Annotated in this window: 11 protein-coding genes; 6 read left to right on the top strand and 5 right to left on the bottom strand. The window is 59.4% G+C overall.

The window, feature by feature from the left end; translation table 11 throughout:
* Positions 1-67 precede the first annotated feature (67 nt).
* Positions 68-1,309: a pyridoxal phosphate-dependent aminotransferase gene (locus ACL2XG_RS06825; RefSeq protein ID WP_413722525.1), complete on the top strand. Its 1,242-nt coding sequence runs from the start codon at positions 68-70 to the stop codon at positions 1,307-1,309.
* 179 nt (positions 1,310-1,488) lie between these two features.
* Here ACL2XG_RS06825 and cadR read toward each other — a convergent pair whose 3' ends face one another.
* Positions 1,489-1,920, bottom strand: coding sequence for a Cd(II)/Pb(II)-responsive transcriptional regulator (cadR, locus tag ACL2XG_RS06820; protein WP_410015576.1), 432 nt, complete (start codon positions 1,918-1,920; stop codon positions 1,489-1,491).
* Between the two features lie 85 nt (positions 1,921-2,005).
* Between cadR and ACL2XG_RS06815 the strand changes: the two genes are divergently transcribed.
* A complete protein-coding gene (locus tag ACL2XG_RS06815; protein WP_413722526.1) occupies positions 2,006-4,261 on the top strand; it encodes a heavy metal translocating P-type ATPase in 2,256 nt (751 codons plus the stop codon).
* 38 nt (positions 4,262-4,299) lie between these two features.
* Here the strand turns inward: ACL2XG_RS06815 and ACL2XG_RS06810 are convergent, their stop codons facing one another.
* Positions 4,300-5,532, bottom strand: coding sequence for an ROK family transcriptional regulator (locus tag ACL2XG_RS06810; protein ID WP_413722527.1), 1,233 nt, complete (start codon positions 5,530-5,532; stop codon positions 4,300-4,302).
* A gap of 112 nt (positions 5,533-5,644) precedes the next feature.
* Between ACL2XG_RS06810 and ACL2XG_RS06805 the strand changes: the two genes are divergently transcribed.
* The 4 genes from ACL2XG_RS06805 (at position 5,645) to ACL2XG_RS06790 (ending at position 12,792) form a co-directional block, all read left to right on the top strand.
* Positions 5,645-8,962, top strand: a complete 3,318-nt coding sequence (locus ACL2XG_RS06805) for a DUF5107 domain-containing protein (RefSeq protein WP_413722528.1) — start codon at positions 5,645-5,647, stop codon at positions 8,960-8,962.
* A gap of 10 nt (positions 8,963-8,972) precedes the next feature.
* The gene (locus ACL2XG_RS06800; RefSeq protein WP_413722529.1) at positions 8,973-10,403 is read left to right on the top strand and encodes a sugar porter family MFS transporter; all 1,431 of its coding nucleotides are present in this window, start codon (positions 8,973-8,975) and stop codon (positions 10,401-10,403) included.
* Positions 10,381-11,262 (top strand): aldose 1-epimerase, encoded by an 882-nt coding sequence (locus tag ACL2XG_RS06795; RefSeq protein WP_413722530.1) that lies wholly within the window; start codon positions 10,381-10,383, stop codon positions 11,260-11,262. The genes ACL2XG_RS06800 and ACL2XG_RS06795 overlap by 23 nt, the downstream gene beginning before the upstream one ends.
* 147 nt (positions 11,263-11,409) lie before the next feature.
* A complete protein-coding gene (locus ACL2XG_RS06790) occupies positions 11,410-12,792 on the top strand; it encodes an MFS transporter (protein WP_413723425.1) in 1,383 nt (460 codons plus the stop codon).
* A gap of 146 nt (positions 12,793-12,938) precedes the next feature.
* On the opposite strand, the gene araC is transcribed toward ACL2XG_RS06790, so the two are convergent.
* The 3 genes from araC to ACL2XG_RS06775 form a co-directional block, all read right to left on the bottom strand.
* The gene (gene araC, locus ACL2XG_RS06785) at positions 12,939-13,808 is read right to left on the bottom strand and encodes an arabinose operon transcriptional regulator AraC (RefSeq protein ID WP_413723426.1); all 870 of its coding nucleotides are present in this window, start codon (positions 13,806-13,808) and stop codon (positions 12,939-12,941) included.
* A gap of 83 nt (positions 13,809-13,891) precedes the next feature.
* Entirely contained in the window at positions 13,892-15,265 is a 1,374-nt protein-coding gene (locus tag ACL2XG_RS06780; RefSeq protein ID WP_413722531.1) for an MFS transporter, read from the bottom strand.
* A complete protein-coding gene (locus ACL2XG_RS06775; protein ID WP_413722532.1) occupies positions 15,265-17,301 on the bottom strand; it encodes a beta-galactosidase in 2,037 nt (678 codons plus the stop codon). The genes ACL2XG_RS06780 and ACL2XG_RS06775 overlap by 1 nt, the downstream gene beginning before the upstream one ends.
* Positions 17,302-17,412: the final 111 nt, after the last annotated feature.

The raw sequence follows: 17,412 nt of genomic DNA, 5'->3' as shown, positions 1-17,412 counted from the left end.
AACGTTGTTAATCTGGGGCAATCCCGTGACGACGGTCACGGCCGTTCATCTTTTACAAGGCGAAGACATGTCACTGTCAGACGATGGCGCGCTGCCGCCCGGCCCCGATGATGCGCCGCTGATGCGGTCCGGCGTGCGCGATCTGCGTTTTTCCGCCATCCGCGAGGTGGCCAACGCCGCTATTGGCCGCGAGGATATCCTGCCGTTCTGGTTTGGCGAACCGGATCGCAGCACGCCGGAGTTTATCTGCGCCGCCGCGCAGGCGTCGCTGGCGGCGGGGGAGACGTTTTATACCCCCAACCTGGGCGAGCCGGCGCTGCGCGAGGCGCTGGCGCGTTATCTGTCGTCCTGGCACCGGCCGGTGGACGAAAACCGCATTGCCGTGACCAATTCCGGCGTGTCGGCGCTGATGCTGACGGCGCAGGCGCTTTACCGTCCCGGCGACCGGGTGGTGGTGGTGACGCCGGTGTGGCCGAACCTGGTTGAAATTCCGAAAATTCTCGGCGCGCGGGTGGCGGAAGTGCCGCTGCGGCTGCTGCGTGAACCGCAAAACGTCTCCCGCTGGCACCTGGATATGGAGACGCTGCTTGCCGCCCTGACGCCGGGCACGCGGGCGCTGGTGATTAACTCGCCGAATAATCCCAGCGGCTGGGTAATGTCGGCGGCGCAGCAGGCGATGGTGCTGGCGCATTGCCGCCGGCATGGTATCTGGATTGTCTCCGACGAGGTCTACGGCCGCATAGTGTTTGACATGCCCGCAAACCGCTGTGCGCCGTCGTTTCTTGATATTGCCGATGCGCGGGATCGACTGATCGTGATTAACAGCTTTTCCAAAAGTTGGATGATGACCGGCTGGCGGTTGGGATGGATGGTGGTGCCCGATACGCTGATAGAGGATATGGGTAAATTAATCGAATATAACAGCAGCTGCGCGCCGGCATTCGTGCAAAAGGCGGGCTTGGCGGCGGTCAGCCAGGGGGAGGCGGCGCTGCGCGACACCCTGTCCCGATTCCAGGCCTCGCGGGATTTTCTCCACCGCGAACTGAGCGCCTTTGCGCAGATAGAAACGCCCTTGCCCCAGGGCGCCATGTATCTTTTTTTCCGTGTGGCGGGGCTGCGGGACAGCCTGGCGCTGTGCAAGGCGCTGGTGGCCGACGCCGGGCTGGGGTTGGCGCCGGGCAGTGCGTTCGGCCCGGCGGGCGAGGGCTGTATCCGCTGGTGTTTCGCCAGTTCGCAGGACAGGCTCGCACAGGGGGTGGCAAGGCTGCGCGCGTTCCTGGCCACGGGCTTGGCAAAGCAACCACGCTGAGTGGCGCGGCATCCTGCCTCCCGGCGGAGCCAGGGTTTGCCCCTCATGTCGCCAACCGCGAGGGGTAAAGCGGCCGATGCCGGCCCCGGCAATGTCCTCGTCCTGCCGACGGCGTCAGGCGTCTAAGATAATTAGCGCTGGGCGGCGGGTTACCCCGTTCATCCGCCGAGATCGGACATTCAGCCCAAATGCGTATGCCGCTCCGGCGCCGGCCCGGTGTCCATTGCCGCAATGCCTTGCACAATGCCGCAGCCATCCACCCGCTGTTCCCGCTGGCAGCGCCGGCGCAGGTCGGTAAGCTGCCCCTTAAGCTGGGTAAGCTCTGCGATGCGCGCCTCCACGTGGGCGATATGCTCCTCAAGCAGATGGTTGACCGCGCCGCATCCGGCATCGGGCTTTTCAACCAGATCCAGCAACTGGCGAATTTCCCCGTGGGTCATATCCAGCACGCGGCAGTGGCGGATAAACCGCAGGCGCTCCACGTGCTGCGGCGTATAGCTGCGGTAATTGGCCGCGGTGCGCAGGGGGGCGGGCAGCAAACCCTGTTTTTCATAAAAACGCACGGTTTCCACCGTGCAATGCGCCGTTAACGCGACTTCACCGATTTTCATCACGGGCTCCTTTATTATATGGCTTGACTCTATAGTAGCTTCAGGGTGTGCAATACGCCATAACGGATGCTAACAGGAGCACAACATGGCTTTTCAGCGCATGACCCCCATCACCACTCCCCGCGACTGCTGTCGCGCCCGTGTTTCAGGGCCATTAGGCCAGGATAACCCGCCTCAGCCCTGCTGCCGGACGGATGCGGCGCACTCCGCCACCGCCAGTGCGGCCAGTCCGGGCGCGGCCGGCTTTCCCGCCGGCAGCCTGATCAGCCGCCTGTATATCGCCCAGATGGATTGCCCGACGGAAGAGGGCATGATCCGCAAGGCGCTGGGCGGTATGCCCGGCGTGCAGGGCATGGAGTTCAACCTGATGCGGCAGGTGCTGACCGTCGCTCATAGCGAAGGCGCCCTGCCCGCCGTCGAGGCGGCGATCCGCGCGCTGGGCATGGACAGCAGCCCGGTGGTGGACGCTCGGCCGCCGGAGACGCCGGCGGCTAAACCCTGGTGGCCGCTGGCGCTGGCGGGCGCGGCGGCGCTGGGCGCGGAAGCGTGCCACTGGGCGGGATGGCCCCAATGGGCGGGGGCGGTATTGGCGCTGGCGGCCATTGCCGTCTGCGGCCTGGAAACTTACCGGAAAGGCTGGATTGCGCTGCGCCACGGCAATCTGAATATCAATACGCTGATGAGTATCGCCGTCACGGGGGCGATGTTGATTGGCCAATGGCCGGAAGCGGCCATGGTGATGGTGCTGTTTACCCTGGCCGAGCTTATCGAGGCCAAATCCCTGGACCGGGCGCGCAACGCCATCCGCGGACTGGTGCAGCTCAGCCCTGAACTGGCGACGGTGCGGCTGCCGGACGGCGGCTGGGCCGACGTGGCCGCCGGGGATATTGCGCCGGGCCGGATCGTGCGGGTAAAACCCGGCGAGCGCATCGCTCTCGACGGCGTGATCACGGACGGCACCTCAAGCGTGGATCAGGCGCCCATCACCGGTGAGAGCCTGCCGGTGGAAAAAACCGCCGGCGATACGGTGTTCGCCGGCACGATTAACGGATCGGGCGCGTTTGAGTTCCGGGTGACGGCCGCCGCCACCCAATCCACCCTGGCGCGCATTATCCATGCGGTCGAGGAAGCGCAGGGCGCGCGCGCGCCCACCGCGCGCTTTATCGACCGGTTCGCGCGGATCTATACGCCGGCGGTGTTTGTCCTCGCCCTGGCCATCGCCCTGGGGGCGCCGCTGTTGTTCGGCGGCGGATGGTACGAATGGGCCTACCGGGCGCTGGTGATGCTGGTTATCGCCTGCCCGTGCGCCCTGGTGATCTCGACGCCGGTGACCATCGTCAGCGGCCTGGGCGCGGCCGCCCGCCACGGTATTCTGATCAAGGGCGGCGTCTATCTTGAGGAAGGCCACAAGCTCGCCTGGCTGGCGCTGGACAAGACGGGCACCATTACCCATGGCAAACCGGCGCTGACCGATACCGTGCCGCTGGCGCAGGGGGAGGGGCGGGACCCGGTGCTTGTCGCCGTCGCCATCGCCTCCCGCTCCGATCACCCGGTCTCCCGCGCCGTGGCGACGGCGGACCGGGGCAATGATGCGCCGCCGCCGGACGTCGCCGATTTCGGCGCGCTGCCGGGACGCGGCGTGCGCGGTACGGTGGATGGCGTACAGTACCAGCTTGGCAACCATCGGTTGATTCATGAGCTGGGGGTGTGTACGCCCGAGCTGGAGGCGCGGCTTGGCGCGCTTGAGGCGCAGGGCAAGACCGTTATAATGCTCAGCGACGGCGAACGGGTACTGGTGTTGTTCGCGGTGGCGGATACCGTAAAGGAAAGCAGCCGCGCCGCCATCAAGGCGCTGCAGGCCCTGGGCATCAAAACCGTGATGCTGACCGGCGATAACGCCCATACCGCCCGCGCCATCGCCAGCCAGGTCGGCATCGACGAGGCTCTGGGCGATCAACTGCCGGAGGACAAGCTGCGCGCGGTGGAGGAGTACGCGCGCCAGGGCAAGGTCGGCATGGTGGGCGACGGCATCAACGATGCCCCCGCCCTGGCCAGGGCCGATATCGGTTTTGCCATGGGGGCGGCGGGCACGGATACCGCCATTGAAACCGCCGATGTGGCGCTGATGGATGACGACCTGAATAAAATCGTGCGCTTCGTGCGCCTGTCGCGCACCACGCGCAGGGTGCTGGTGCAGAATATTACGCTGGCCCTGGGCATCAAGGCCGCCTTCCTGATCCTGGCCATGCTGGGCATGGCCACCATGTGGATGGCGGTGTTCGCCGATATGGGGGCCAGCCTGCTGGTGGTGGCGAACGGACTGCGCCTGACGCGCCAGTAGCGCCGGCGGCCGTTTTCCGCCGTTCGGGCGCAGCGCGGTCACTCCTGCCGCGCCTGGACCTCCGGCGCGGCGCGATCGAACAGTCCGTTTTTCAGGATGTCCTCGGCATAGAGAAAACCGATGCCCATCACCTGTTGTTGCCGGCTCAATCCGCCCACCAGAATCTGTGTCGCGTTGTCTATGGCGGTCTCGGCGTGATCGAAGGGATTATAGCGGGTTTGCTCATGGATGATCGCCAGCCAGTCGGCGCCGAATTGACAACTGCGGCCGTAGAGATAAATACGGTTGATATTCAGGATATTGAGGAAATTATACAGGCTCAGCCCGATCGCCCGCGCCGCGTTCTGCACCAGCAGGCGCACCGACGGGTTGCCGGCGTGGAATTCACTCAGCAGCCAGGCGGTGGTGATCTGCTGGTTTTCCAGGTCGTTGTCCGGGGTCATTTTTAACTGCATCCTGACCTTTTTCTTCAGGGAAGAGAGCGAGGCGATGGTCTCCAGGCAACCGTAGCGCCCGCACGAGCAGGCCGCCCCGTCGGGATCGATAATGGTATGGCCGATCTGGCCGCTGCCGAACAGCGTACCGCGATAGATGTCACGATCGATAACGAAGGATGAGCCGATGCCGTAATCGACGTTGATAACGCAAAAATCACCGGCGTTAGCCCGGTTCTGCCATTTCTCCGCCAGCGCCAGCATCACGCAATCATTGTCCATCAACAACCGGGTAGCCAGTTTCTCTTCCAGCAGATAACGCAGTTCAACGGGCTCGTGCCACAACGCCTGGGGCATTCTTTCCGACACGCCGGTGCGCGGATTGACCTGGCCGTGGATGGACAGCGCAATGCGCAGCGGCGTCTGTGGATCATGCTGGCGATATCCATGGTACTGCCGCTCGATTTCCTGCGCCAATTGCCCGGGCGTGGCAATCCGCGTCGGCTGCTGCCGCAGGGGCTGCAGCGGACGTACCAGACCATCCACCAGGACGCTTTCAATCAAAAAAGGCGAGATATTCAGGCACAGGATATTGCCCCGGGTGGCGATCTGGAAGCTGCCGCTGTTGTTGCCGCGCTTGTGCAAATTGCGTGCTGAACGGCACAAATAACCCTCCGCAAGCAATTCATCCAGAATATTGCTCACCGCCTGGATGCTCAATTGACTTAATCGTGCCAGCGTAGACTTGCTGGCGATTTTTTCGCGGTATAAGTGGCTGATTATTACTGCTTTATTATGACCGCGCATCATATGGCTGTTCATGCCGCAGAGGTTCATTCACTCAACTCACTTAACTGTATTGCGTGACCGCTTGACGAATATTGACCACAAACTGTCCTTTATACTGCCTCCTCTGATTTGTTTAATCAAAACTTTAATTGAGGCGGCTATGACAGGTACAGTGAAGATGTGGCGGGAAAGCGTGTCGATTCCCACTTACCTGACCGGTGGGCAGGATACGCATCCGATGTTTCTGGAACATCGGGTGTACCAGGGATCGTCCGGCGCGGTCTATCCCTACGGCGTAACGGATACCCTGACCGGGGAAAAAGCGCCGCGGGAGTATCAGGCGCTGTGGCTGGAAAACGATTATCTGCGGGTCATGCTGTTGCCGGAACTGGGCGGGCGTATCCAGCGCGCCTACGACAAGATCAAACAGCGCGATTTTGTCTATCACAACGAGGTGATTAAGCCCGCCCTGGTGGGCCTGCTCGGGCCGTGGATATCCGGCGGCATCGAATTCAACTGGCCGCAGCATCACCGGCCGACCACCTATATGCCGGTGGATTACCGGCTGCAGCAGCGCGAGGACGGCGCCTGCACGGTCTGGCTGGGTGAGTTGGAGCCTATGCGCGGCCTGCAGGTCATGACCGGGTTTACCCTGTATCCGGATCGGGCGTTAATCGAAATTTCGGCCAGGATCTTCAACGGCAACGATACGCCCCGTCATTTTTTATGGTGGGCGAATCCGGCGGTAAAAGGCGGCGACGATCACCAAAGCATCTTTCCGCCCGATGTCACCGCGGTATTTGATCACGGCAAACGCGATGTATCCACGTTTCCCATCGCCACCGGCACCTACTATAAAGTCGATTATTCCGCCGGGGTGGATATTTCCCGTTACAAGAATATCCCGGTGCCGACCTCGTATATGGCCTATAAGTCGGACTACGATTTTGTCGGCGCTTACAGCCATGATGAGCAGGGCGGCTTACTGCATATTGCCGATCATCATGTGTCGCCCGGGAAAAAACAGTGGACCTGGGGCAACGGCGAGTTCGGCCGCGCCTGGGACGCTAACCTGACCGACGCCAATGGCCCCTATATTGAATTGATGACCGGGGTATTTACCGATAACCAGCCGGATTTCAGCTGGCTGGATGCCGGGGAAGAAAAGCGCTTTGTGCAGAATTTCCTCCCTTACAATACCCTGGGCACGCTGCAAAACGCCAATACCACCGCCGCCCTGAAACTGGAAAGAACCGCGGCGGGATTGATATGGGGGCTCTACGCGGTGGCGATACTGCATGGGTATCGTTTGGTTATCCGCGACCAGCGCCTGCCGGCGCCGCTACTGGATATCACGGTGGACCTGACCCCCACCCAGGCGTTACAGGAAGAATTAGCGGGCGATTTTTCCGGCCGGTTGTCCATCGAACTCAGGGATACGCAGAATAACGTGGTCCTCAGCTACCTTGAGCACCAGCCCACGGACGCGCCTTTGCCGGCCCCGGCCCAGCCTCCGCGCCCGCCCGCCGATATCGACAGCGCCGACGAAGCCTGGTTTATCGGCCAGCACCTGGAACAATATAACCATGCCGGACAGGGCGCGGACGAGTATTACCGGCGAGGGCTGGCCCTGGACGCCGGCGACTACCGTTGCAACCTGGCGCTGGCGATAAAAGAGTATAACCGTGCCGGCTATGAGCAGGCGATCGCCTATGCCGATGCCGCTTTAGCCCGTAGCCATCGCCTGAATAAAAATCCGCAGGACGGCGGCGCCAGCCTGATACGCGCCTACGCCTGGGAACGCCTGCGGCAATGGGATCGCGCCTATGAAGATTTTTATCGCGCGACCTGGAGCGGCAACGGCAAGGAAGGGGGCTTTTTCGGTTTGGCGCGCATCGCCGCCCGCCGCCGGCAGTGGCGGGACGCGTTAGCCTTTGCCGACCAGAGCCTGCTGAGCAACGGCGCCAATTATCCGCTGCTGGCGCTGAGGGCCGTCCTGCTGCAACGCACCGGCCGGCCGGCTGAAAGCCTGGCGTATATTGAACGGCAACTGCAGGTCTATCCCCTGCATTATGTGCTGTTTGCCCTGCGTTATTTGTTTGATAACCAGGAAGCATCGCTTGCCGAGCTGCGCCGGGTCACCGGCGATCGGGGCGTTAACGCCCTGGGCATCGCCACTACCCTGCTATCGTTCGGCCTGCGTGACGAGGCCCTCGCCATCCTGACGCTGCTCGACAGCCGGGAAACCCTGCCGCTGTATTTACGCGCCGTCCTGGCAAAAGGGACGCTTTCGCCAGGGCAATACCTGGCGTTACTGCAGCAGGCGCGGGATAACTTCGGCCGCTTGGTGCGGTTCCCCAACCAACTGGCGGAAGTGGCGATGCTGGAACAACTGCCTGAGTGCTATTTCGCCCAGTATCTGCTGGGGTGCTTCCATTACAGCAAACGCAACTACCCGCGGGCGGTGGACTGCTGGCGGCGCAGTCTTGCGCTGCAGCCCGCTTTTGCCGGCGTCTGGCGCGACCTGGGGGTTTTCTATTTCAATAAACAACAGGATCGCCGGCTGGCCGCCCGCCATCTGGAACAGGCGTTCACCCTGGCCCCCACCGACGCGCGCCTGCTGTTTGAAGGGGATTGCCTGCGCAGGTTATGCGGGGTCAAACCGGCGGAACGCCTGGCCAAACTGACGGCGCATATGCCTGTGGTCCTCCGGCGCGACGACCTGATTGCCGAGCTGCTGAGTTTATATAATCAGCTCGGGCAAGTGGAAAAAGCGCTGTCGGTGCTGTTGTCCCATGTCTTCCACCCCTGGGAAGGCGGCGAGGGCAAAGTGACCGCCCAATACCTGATCGCGCAGCTTCGCCAGGCCCATGGCGCGCTTGCGGCGGGTAAGCCGCATACCGCGTCGTTAAGCCTGCAGGCGGCGCTGCGCTATCCGCCGAACCTGGGGGAAGGGCGGCTGGTAGGGCAAACCGACAACGATATTTACTTCTGGCTGGGCATTTGCGCGCAGCGCCTGGGGGACGACGTACAGGCGCGGGCGCATTTTCAACGGGCGGCACGGGGCAACGGCGAGATCAATGAAAGCCGTTATTACAACGATCAGCCGGTGGATTATGTGTTCTACCAGGGCGCGGCGCTGGCGCGCCTGGGCCGCGTCCGGGAGGCGCACGACCTCTTTACCGCCCTGCGGCACTGGTCCGACGCCGCCCTCGACCGGCCGGTGGCGACGGACTTCTTTGCGGTATCCCTGCCCGATTTAGTGGTGCTGGACAATGACCCGGCACAAAACCACCGTCAGCACTGCCTGTTTGTCGGCGCCCTGGCAGCCCTTGGGCTCGGCGATACCCTGCGCTGGCAACAGCAGCTCGACGCCTTGCTCGCCTGTAATCCCAACCATGATAAGGCGCAGTTATTCGCGGTGTTGGCCCCTACGCTGACCGGCGAATTGCAGGACTGCTCACAACAAAACCAATAGGGGTGGTCTCATGAAAAGCACAAGTCCGTTGAATTTACCCTACGTCTGGGCTATCTGCCTGGTGGCCGCCTGCGGCGGTCTGCTATTCGGTTATGATTGGGTGGTGATAGGCGGCGCCAAGCCGTTCTATGAAGCCTATTTTGGTATTACCAATCCGGCCCAGTCCGGCTGGGCGATGAGTTCCGCCCTGGCGGGCTGCGTGGCGGGCGCCATCGCCTCCGGCACCTTGTCCGAGCGCTTTGGCCGCAAGCTGCCCCTGCTGCTGGCGGCGGTGATGTTTACCCTGTCGGCCTGGGGCGCGGCGATGGCGCATAATTTCTCTTTATTCGTGGCGTTTCGCATTATCGGCGGGCTGGGCATCGGCCTGGCGTCGGCATTATCGCCGATGTATATCGCCGAAGTCAGCCCGGCGGAAAAACGCGGTATTTTTGTCGCGGTGAATCAGTTGACCATCGTTATCGGGGTGCTGGCCGCCCAATTGGTGAATCTGATGATCGCCGAGCCGGTGGCGGCGCATGCCGGCATGGCCGACATCGCCCAGTCCTGGAACGGCCAGATGGGCTGGCGCTGGATGTTCGGCTCCGGCGCGGTGCCGGCGGTGGCGTTTTTGCTGCTGCTGTTTATGGTGCCGGAGTCGCCGCGCTGGCTGGTGAAAGTGGGCCGTTTCGACCAGGCGGAAAAAGTGCTGGCCAAAATCGGCAACGCCCAATACGCCCGCACCATGCTGGCGGAGATCCGCCAGTCCATGGCCGGGGACGGTACCCGCCGGGTACGGTTGCCGCAGTTGTTCTCCCGCCGGGTAAGGCCGGTGATGATCATCGGCATCGTGTTGGCGGTATTCCAGCAATGGTGCGGCATTAATGTGATCTTCAATTATGCGCAGGAAATTTTCGCCTCCGCCGGATTCGATATCAACGATACGCTCAAATCCATTGTCGCCACCGGCCTTATCAACCTGATTTTCACCCTTATCGCCCTGCCGCTGGTGGATAAGCTGGGCCGCCGCAAGCTGATGCTGCTGGGGTCGCTGGGGCTGACCATTATCTACGGTTTAATCGCCGCCGCCTACGCCATGGGCATCCTGGGCCTGCCGGTACTGTTGCTGGTATTGGTGGCCATCGCCATTTACGCGTTGACCCTGGCGCCGGTCACCTGGGTGCTGCTGTCGGAAATCTTCCCCAACCGGGTACGGGGCATGGCGATGGCGGTCGGCACCTTTTCCCTGTGGGTGGCCTGTTTCCTGTTGACCTACACCTTCCCGCTGTTAAACGCCGCGCTGGGCGCGTCGGGCAGTTTCCTGCTCTACGGCGTTATCTGCCTGGCGGGTTTTACCTTTATCTGGCGCAAGGTGCCGGAAACCAAAGGCGTCACGCTGGAGGCGCTGGAACAACGCTTCGGCGACCAGGCGGAGCTGGATTATGAACAGCATCACGCTAAGTAACGAGGCGCTCGTCTTGCGGTGCCGGGCGCAGGGCGGCGCGGTATTAAGCCTGGCCACCCGCAGCGGGATCGCGATCCTGCGCCCGGCACGGGATCCCCTGGCGCCGCCGGGGGAGTGCACCTTATTCCCGATGCTGCCGCTGGCGAACCGGGTGGAGGGCAATGCGTTCAACTGGCGGGGGCGGACGATCACCTTTCCCCGCTCGCCCTGGGACGAACGGTTTTTTTTACATGGCGACGGCTGGCTGTCGGCCTGGACGGTGGCGGACTCTGCGCCCGACGCGGTGGCGTTTTCCCTCTCCCGCACGCTGACGGACATCTGCCGTTACCGTGCGCAGCTGAGCTATCAACTGCGGGACCATGCCCTGCTGGCCACCCTGAGCATCACCAATACCGATGCCCAGCCGTTTCCTTTCGGGCTGGGGTTTCATCCGTTTTTTTGCAAAACCCCGGCCATGACGCTGTGGTTTCAGGCGCGGGGCTACTGGCCGGAGCGCGCCCATCACCTGCCGGCGGACTGGCGGGAAGAGGTGCCCAGCGGCTGGGATTTCGCCACGCCCCGCTTGCCGGGGGCGGGCTGGATGAATAATGCCTTTTCCGGCTGGACCGGCAGGGCGGTATTGCATGATGCCGGCAGCGGCGCCACCGTTACCCTGGACAGCGCGACGGATATCCTGATGGTCTATCAGCCGCAAAACAGCGATTTTATCTGCCTGGAACCTCAAACCCATCCGGTGAACGCCCATAACCAGCCCGGCATGCCGGGACTGGCGGTGCTGGCGCCGGGCGGGACCCTGCGGCTTGCCATGCGCATCGGCTGGGCCGGGACGACGGCGCGGCGGCGGTCCTCCCCGGGCTAACCGGCGTCACGAAGGCAATCCGGGCAGCGGCGATACACTATCTTGCTAAAGGGAGTTGTTTCCCGCAGTAAAAAGCCATTAACATGCAAGCTTATGTTTGTTATGGCAGGGTTAACAATGAGTGACGCGTACGTTTCAAATGCCGAGATGGCGGCCCCATTAACCATTTATGAAGAAGATTTATCGGTTCGCATCGACGCCTTGCCGGCAACCGCCGGCCTGTGGCGGTTTATCATACTGCTGGCCCTGGGCGGTTTTTTTGAGCTGTATGATTTGTTCCAGACCGGCTATATCAGCGGCGGACTGGTGGCGGAAGGCATTTTCCATACCGGCGCGCAGGGGGTGACCGGCGTCTCCGATCAGGCAGCGTTCGCCTCGGCCACCTTCCTCGGCTTGTTTATCGGCGCCAGCCTGCTCAGTCCGTATGCCGACAGGTATGGCCGCCGGCTGACCTTTATGTTCGCCCTGGCCTGGTACGGCCTGTTTTCGTTATGCCTGGCTTTTCAGCATCAGGCGGAGTGGATTATTTTCCTGCGTTTTATGGTGGGCGTGGGGTTGGGCATCGAACTGGTGACCATCGACACCTACCTGGCGGAATGGACCCCGGCGGGTCTGCGCACCAAGGCGTTCGCCTTCTCGTTTTTCATCCAGTTCCTGTCGGTGCCCGCGGTGGCGCTGATGTCCTGGTGGCTGGTGCCGCAGACTATTTTCGGCTTGACCGGCTGGCGTTATGTGGTCATCGCCGGGGCCGTGGCGTCGCTGGTCATCTGGCTGGTGCGCAAGAAATTGCCGGAATCGCCGCGCTGGCTGGTGCAGCAGCGGCGCTACCGCGAGGCGCGCGAGGTGATGCTGGAGATGGAAAGACGCTGCGGCATTACTGCCGCCGTTGATTTCCCCCGGCGCGACCAGGCGCCGGCGACGGCGAAAGCCGGCACCTTCCGGGACATCTGGTCCGCGCCCTATCGCGGCCGGACCCTGATGCTGTCGGTGATGAATTTTTTCCAGGCCATCGGCTTTTTCGGTTTCGGCAATTGGCTGCCGGCGCTGCTGGCGGGCCGGGGCGCCACCATTACCCACAGTCTGCTGTACGCCTTTTTTATCACCCTGGCGTATCCGCTGGGTTCCCTGTTATGCAGCCTTTACGCTGATAAAATGGAAAATAAATGGCAAATCGTTTTATCCTGCCTGGTGACCGTTATTTTCGGCGCGCTGTTCGCGGTGCAGAATAATCCGCTGCTGCTTATCATATGCGGTTTTTTTGTCACCTGGTCCAACGCCTGGCTGACCTACAGCTACCATTCCTATCAGTCGGAGGTGTTTCCCACCTTTATCCGCGCCCGCGCCGTGGGGTTTTGTTATTCCTTCAGCCGGCTGTCGACGGTGTTCAGCAGCATCATTATCGGCCTGTTGCTGCAGCATGCGGGCGTGCAGGGCGTCATCGCGTTTATCGTGGTCAGCATGCTGATTGTGATGGGCGTGATTGCGGTGTTCGGCCCGAAAACGCGTGGTCTTGATCTGGAAGATATCTGATCTGATGCCGCCTCGTCACGGGCTATACGATCAATCCGCGGGTGTCGCTGCGGATCTTCGCCCAGTGGACGCTTTTTCAGAAATGATGTGTGCCTTGGGCGCCGGCGTGGCCGCGTCCCAGATAGCCGATAATCTGGTGGACGATGTCATATACTGGGCATCTTCTCGAACTTTTTGCGATAATCGCGTGGACTGACGGCCAGATGATGGCGAAATATGCGGGAAAAATAGAGCGGGTCGTCATAACCCACCGCCAGCGAAATCTGCGCAATGGACAGATGGGACTTCTGCAATAAATCGCAGGCGCGGGAAACGCGCTGCTTTTCCCGCCAGGCAAAGATGGTTTGTCCCATTTCGCGCTTAAACAGATGCGCCAGGCGCGACGGCGATAAAAATGTCATGCGCGCCAGATGATCGATGCGGATTTCTTCGTCAATATGTTCATTAACGTACTGGCAGAGCGACTTCACCCGGGGGTCGAGATTATGACGATTGCTTATGGGCTGCCGCTCGAAGCACATCAGGATAATGCGTTCCAGGGCATTCATCGCCAACGCGTCCGCCAGCGATTCGTTGGCCGCGTTGTGGTGGATGACCTCCTTAAACAGCAAGGTCATGTCCTCGACATTGTCATCCAGCCGCAATCTGCCGATGCCGTCCCCGGTTGCATCCCAATGCAGCCAGTCGATCCAATAGGGGCGGGGGATAAAGTAAATCCACAGATGGTCCCAGGCGGTGCTGCCCTCGGCCCGGCCGTAGTGATGAGGAATGCCGGGGGGGAACAGCAGCATATCATCCTGGCGACAGATAAAAGGCTCGGAAGGGGTATGGATCAATCCTTCGCCCTTCTGCGTCAGATGAAGCATATATCCTTTCATGCCGTTGGGCCGGTTTATGAAAAAGTCCAGCTTGCTGCCGGGTGAAATTGGCGTAAACCCCGATACCATATAGGCATTGAAGGTAAAACTTTTCATCAGCGGCGAAAAATTTACCATATCGGCATCATTCATCTTCACCATGGGTAATCCCCGATATCCTGTCTGTCCATTGCATTATGATAATAGCTACAATATCTGTTTATCTGTTTTTGCGCCCGGTATCAATCAGGGCGATAGCGCCCTGCCGATAAATCCACCGCCAGATGGTCATAGATAGCATCCAATTTATAAAAATACAAAATCAGTAAATTAATTGCCGCCAGGATAAGCGGGAAGAAAATAAACATAAACTCGATGGTATACACCACGCTTTGCGTTTGGGCGGCGGCGCCCCCGCTGACGAAACCGACGGCGCCGAGTATCCAGCCGACGCTGGCGGTGCCAAGCCCCATGCCGAGGGTCTGGCCTAGGGTGCCGGCGCTGAACAGGATCCCTTCCAGGCGCAGTTTGGTGGTCCATTCACCATAATCAATCGTATCCGCCAGAAAGGCGAACATGGTGGCGCCGATACCGCAAAAGCCCACGCTGCGCACCGCGGTGGAGATGATAATAAACAGCGAATCCTGCTTATTTAATAACGGGATCAGATAGGCGACGCAGCATATCACCAGTCCCAGCATGGCCAGTTTGCGCTTGCCCAGGTGCTTCATCAGCATGGGGATTACCAGCAAGGTAAGCAATCCTGGGATATATTGCGCCATGCTGATATAGGATATAAGCGTAACATCCTGCAGAATATATTTGGAATAATAAACGCTCACGGTCGTCAGCGCCGTCAGGCTGGTAAAGGTAACCAGCAGGTAACAGAAAATCATGATCCAGTAACGGTTGGCGCGCATCGAGCGCACTACCTGTCCCGCGGTAATATGGCGGGTATTGTCCTGGCGCACCGGCCGTATCCTTTCCCGGGTGCCCATACCGGTTATCAGCAAAAACAGCGCGGTAAAAAAACCGTAAATGCCGAATACGATGATCCATGACGTGGCCGAATTGCCAAAGAAAGCCACTAACGGCAGGGTACAGACGCCGACAGTCAGTGAACCGCAGGTGGAAAGCCCTTTGCGGAATACGCTGAGGATACCGCGTTCATAAGCGTCGCGGGTGATCAGCGCCAGCATGGATCCATAGGCGATGTTATTGGCGGTAAAAAAGATGTTGGCCAATAGGTAGGTAACGCAAACGTAAGCCACCTTGGCGCCGTAGCTAATATCCGGCACGGTCGACATCAGGAACGCCGACAGGCCGAAGGGCACCGCGGTCCATAACAACCAGGGGCGGGCTTTGCCGTAGCGGGTGTTGGTTTTATCAATACGAATACCGATAAATATACATATTACGCCGTCAAGAGCACGGGCGAAAAACATCAGCGAACCCACCACTACCGCGGAAACGCCGACAACATCAGTATAAAAATACGCCAGAAAGGTCACCATCAAGGTATACGTCAGATTGGTGCCATAATCGCCGATTCCAAAAGCCAGCCGTTCGGAAAACCTGATTTTCTCTAGGTCCTCGTTTTGAATTCTTTCGCGCATTACTCCTCCTCCACCAAAATAATGGCAACGTCCCAGTCATTGAGATTTATAATGTCGCCTTTTTTTACCGCATTATTATTCAACAACGTTGTTCCCCGGCGGCACGGCACGGAAAATTGCTGCGGTTGATGTGAATAGTTCAGATAGAACAGCACCGTTTCACCCCGGCGCGTCTCGGCGCGTTTGCGGATCACCGGGAAGCGATGTCCGGACAGTTCCGCCGCCAGCGGAAGATCGCCCAGCACATAAGCGTACAGTTGTTCCAACGCGGCCGGCGAAAGCGGACAGCCGATATACACGGCGGAACCTTTGCCGTATCGGTTGCGGGTAATTGCCGCATATTTACCCCAGTACTGATGCTGGTAGCGTGCGATCACTTCAACGCTTGGGGTGTCGGCTTCCAACAGCTCCATCCAGTCCTCTATCCTGGCGTCTGCGGCGTTTAATTGCAGCACATCGGAGCTGAGAGACACGCTTTCCGGCGCGGCAAACAGCTGATAGGTCACGCCGCAGGCCTCAGAAATAATGCCGGGTTGGGGTAGGGTCCTGACCTTCAGATGCTCGTTGGCAAAGCCGGATTTAAAGGAGTAAATCATGTGGCCGCCCGCGGCGACATATTGGTTCAGGCGGGTCAGCACCGCGTCCGATGCCGCGTAGAGTAGCGGGGCCACCAGTAAATCGTAGCGGTCGATGCGCGCATCGTCGGCGCTGAGAATATCCACTTCGATATTAAGACGGTATAAAGCGTCATAATATGCGCGGAACACATCGTTATACTGATGCTCCGTGGGTCGGCCAAACTGATGACCCCGGTAAGGATGCCAGTCAATAGCCGTCAGGCTATCATTACTGACCAGCAACGCCACGCGATTGGTTTTTTTCAGGCCCACAAGCGCCGGCGACAATTGCGCCAGCTCTCGCCCGATACGTTGCGCTTCATGATAAACCGGGTTGGGCCGCAGATCGTGGCTAAGCAACCCTTTCCAATAGGTTTCATAGGAATTGTGAATGGAGTGCCAGTGCCAGTAGCCCACCAGCCTGGCCCCGGAGGCGATATGGCTAAAGGCTTGCAACCGCAACTGGCCCGGATAAGGCGTCCATTCCTTGAAGGCCTGCGCCTGCGTTTCCAGCACCAGGTAATTATCGTCCTTTGTGGTACGGGCAATATCGCCGGCAAAGGCGATTTCCGCCCCGGTCAGGCGATCCTGGCTGGGATGATAAACATCAATGCCGGTAATAGTCAGCGTAGCGGCCGCCGCAAAATGGTCCACTTCACTTCGGATGCCAAAAGAATATGTGCGCCAGTCAAAATCGAAATTATGGGTAATAAACTGCGCGTCTGATTTATATTCTCCGACAATACCTGCCTGCCAGTGGAGAAATTCCGTAACCAGCCCGCGCTGGAACTTTTGAAATTCCGCTCCCAGGCTGGCATTGATGGTGCCTTCCACGGAAGGGAAATCCTCCCAGGCATCGACGCGGTTGCTCCAGTAATCAAGACCGAACGCTTTGTTTAACCGATCAAGATCGTTATTAAAAATTGATTTCAGATATTTAACGAAATCTTGCTGTACATGGCTGCCGGATGTTTCGTGATATTTTGTTTCATTATCGATTTGAAAGCCAATCACGGCGGGATGATGTGCTGTCGCCGCCATCAGCTTGCGAATAATTCTTTCCGCATATCGCAAATAAATAGGGCTGGTAATATCCATTTTTTGTCGAGGCCCGTATTTATTGATGCCATGAGGCGTCGTGGCCATTACGGAAGGATGTTTTTTTACCAGCCATGCCGGGATGGCGTAAGTGGGTGTTCCTATTATAACGGCAATGCCGTTTTTATGCATTTTATCCATTACTGTCAGTACAGATGAAAAATCAAATATGCCATCCTGTTTTTCGTAAGTACTCCAGGTGCTTTCCGCTATACGTACATAATTTATTCCAGCGTCTTTCATCATCTTGATATCATCATCAAGTCTTTCTTCTGGCATATATTCACGATAATAAGCGACGCCATATAAAAATTTATCCATTAATATCCCTTAGGGGCGGTGATTGCTAGGGCTAACATATCCCAATTGCTGCTGATAAAAATTAAATTAGCTGCCGCAGACATAGAGAAAACTGCTGCCGGGAATTTGTTA

Source organism: Sodalis sp. RH24, from assembly GCF_047324145.1.
Taxonomy (GTDB): domain Bacteria; phylum Pseudomonadota; class Gammaproteobacteria; order Enterobacterales; family Enterobacteriaceae; genus Acerihabitans.
This window is presented reverse-complemented; position numbering and strand designations above follow the sequence as displayed.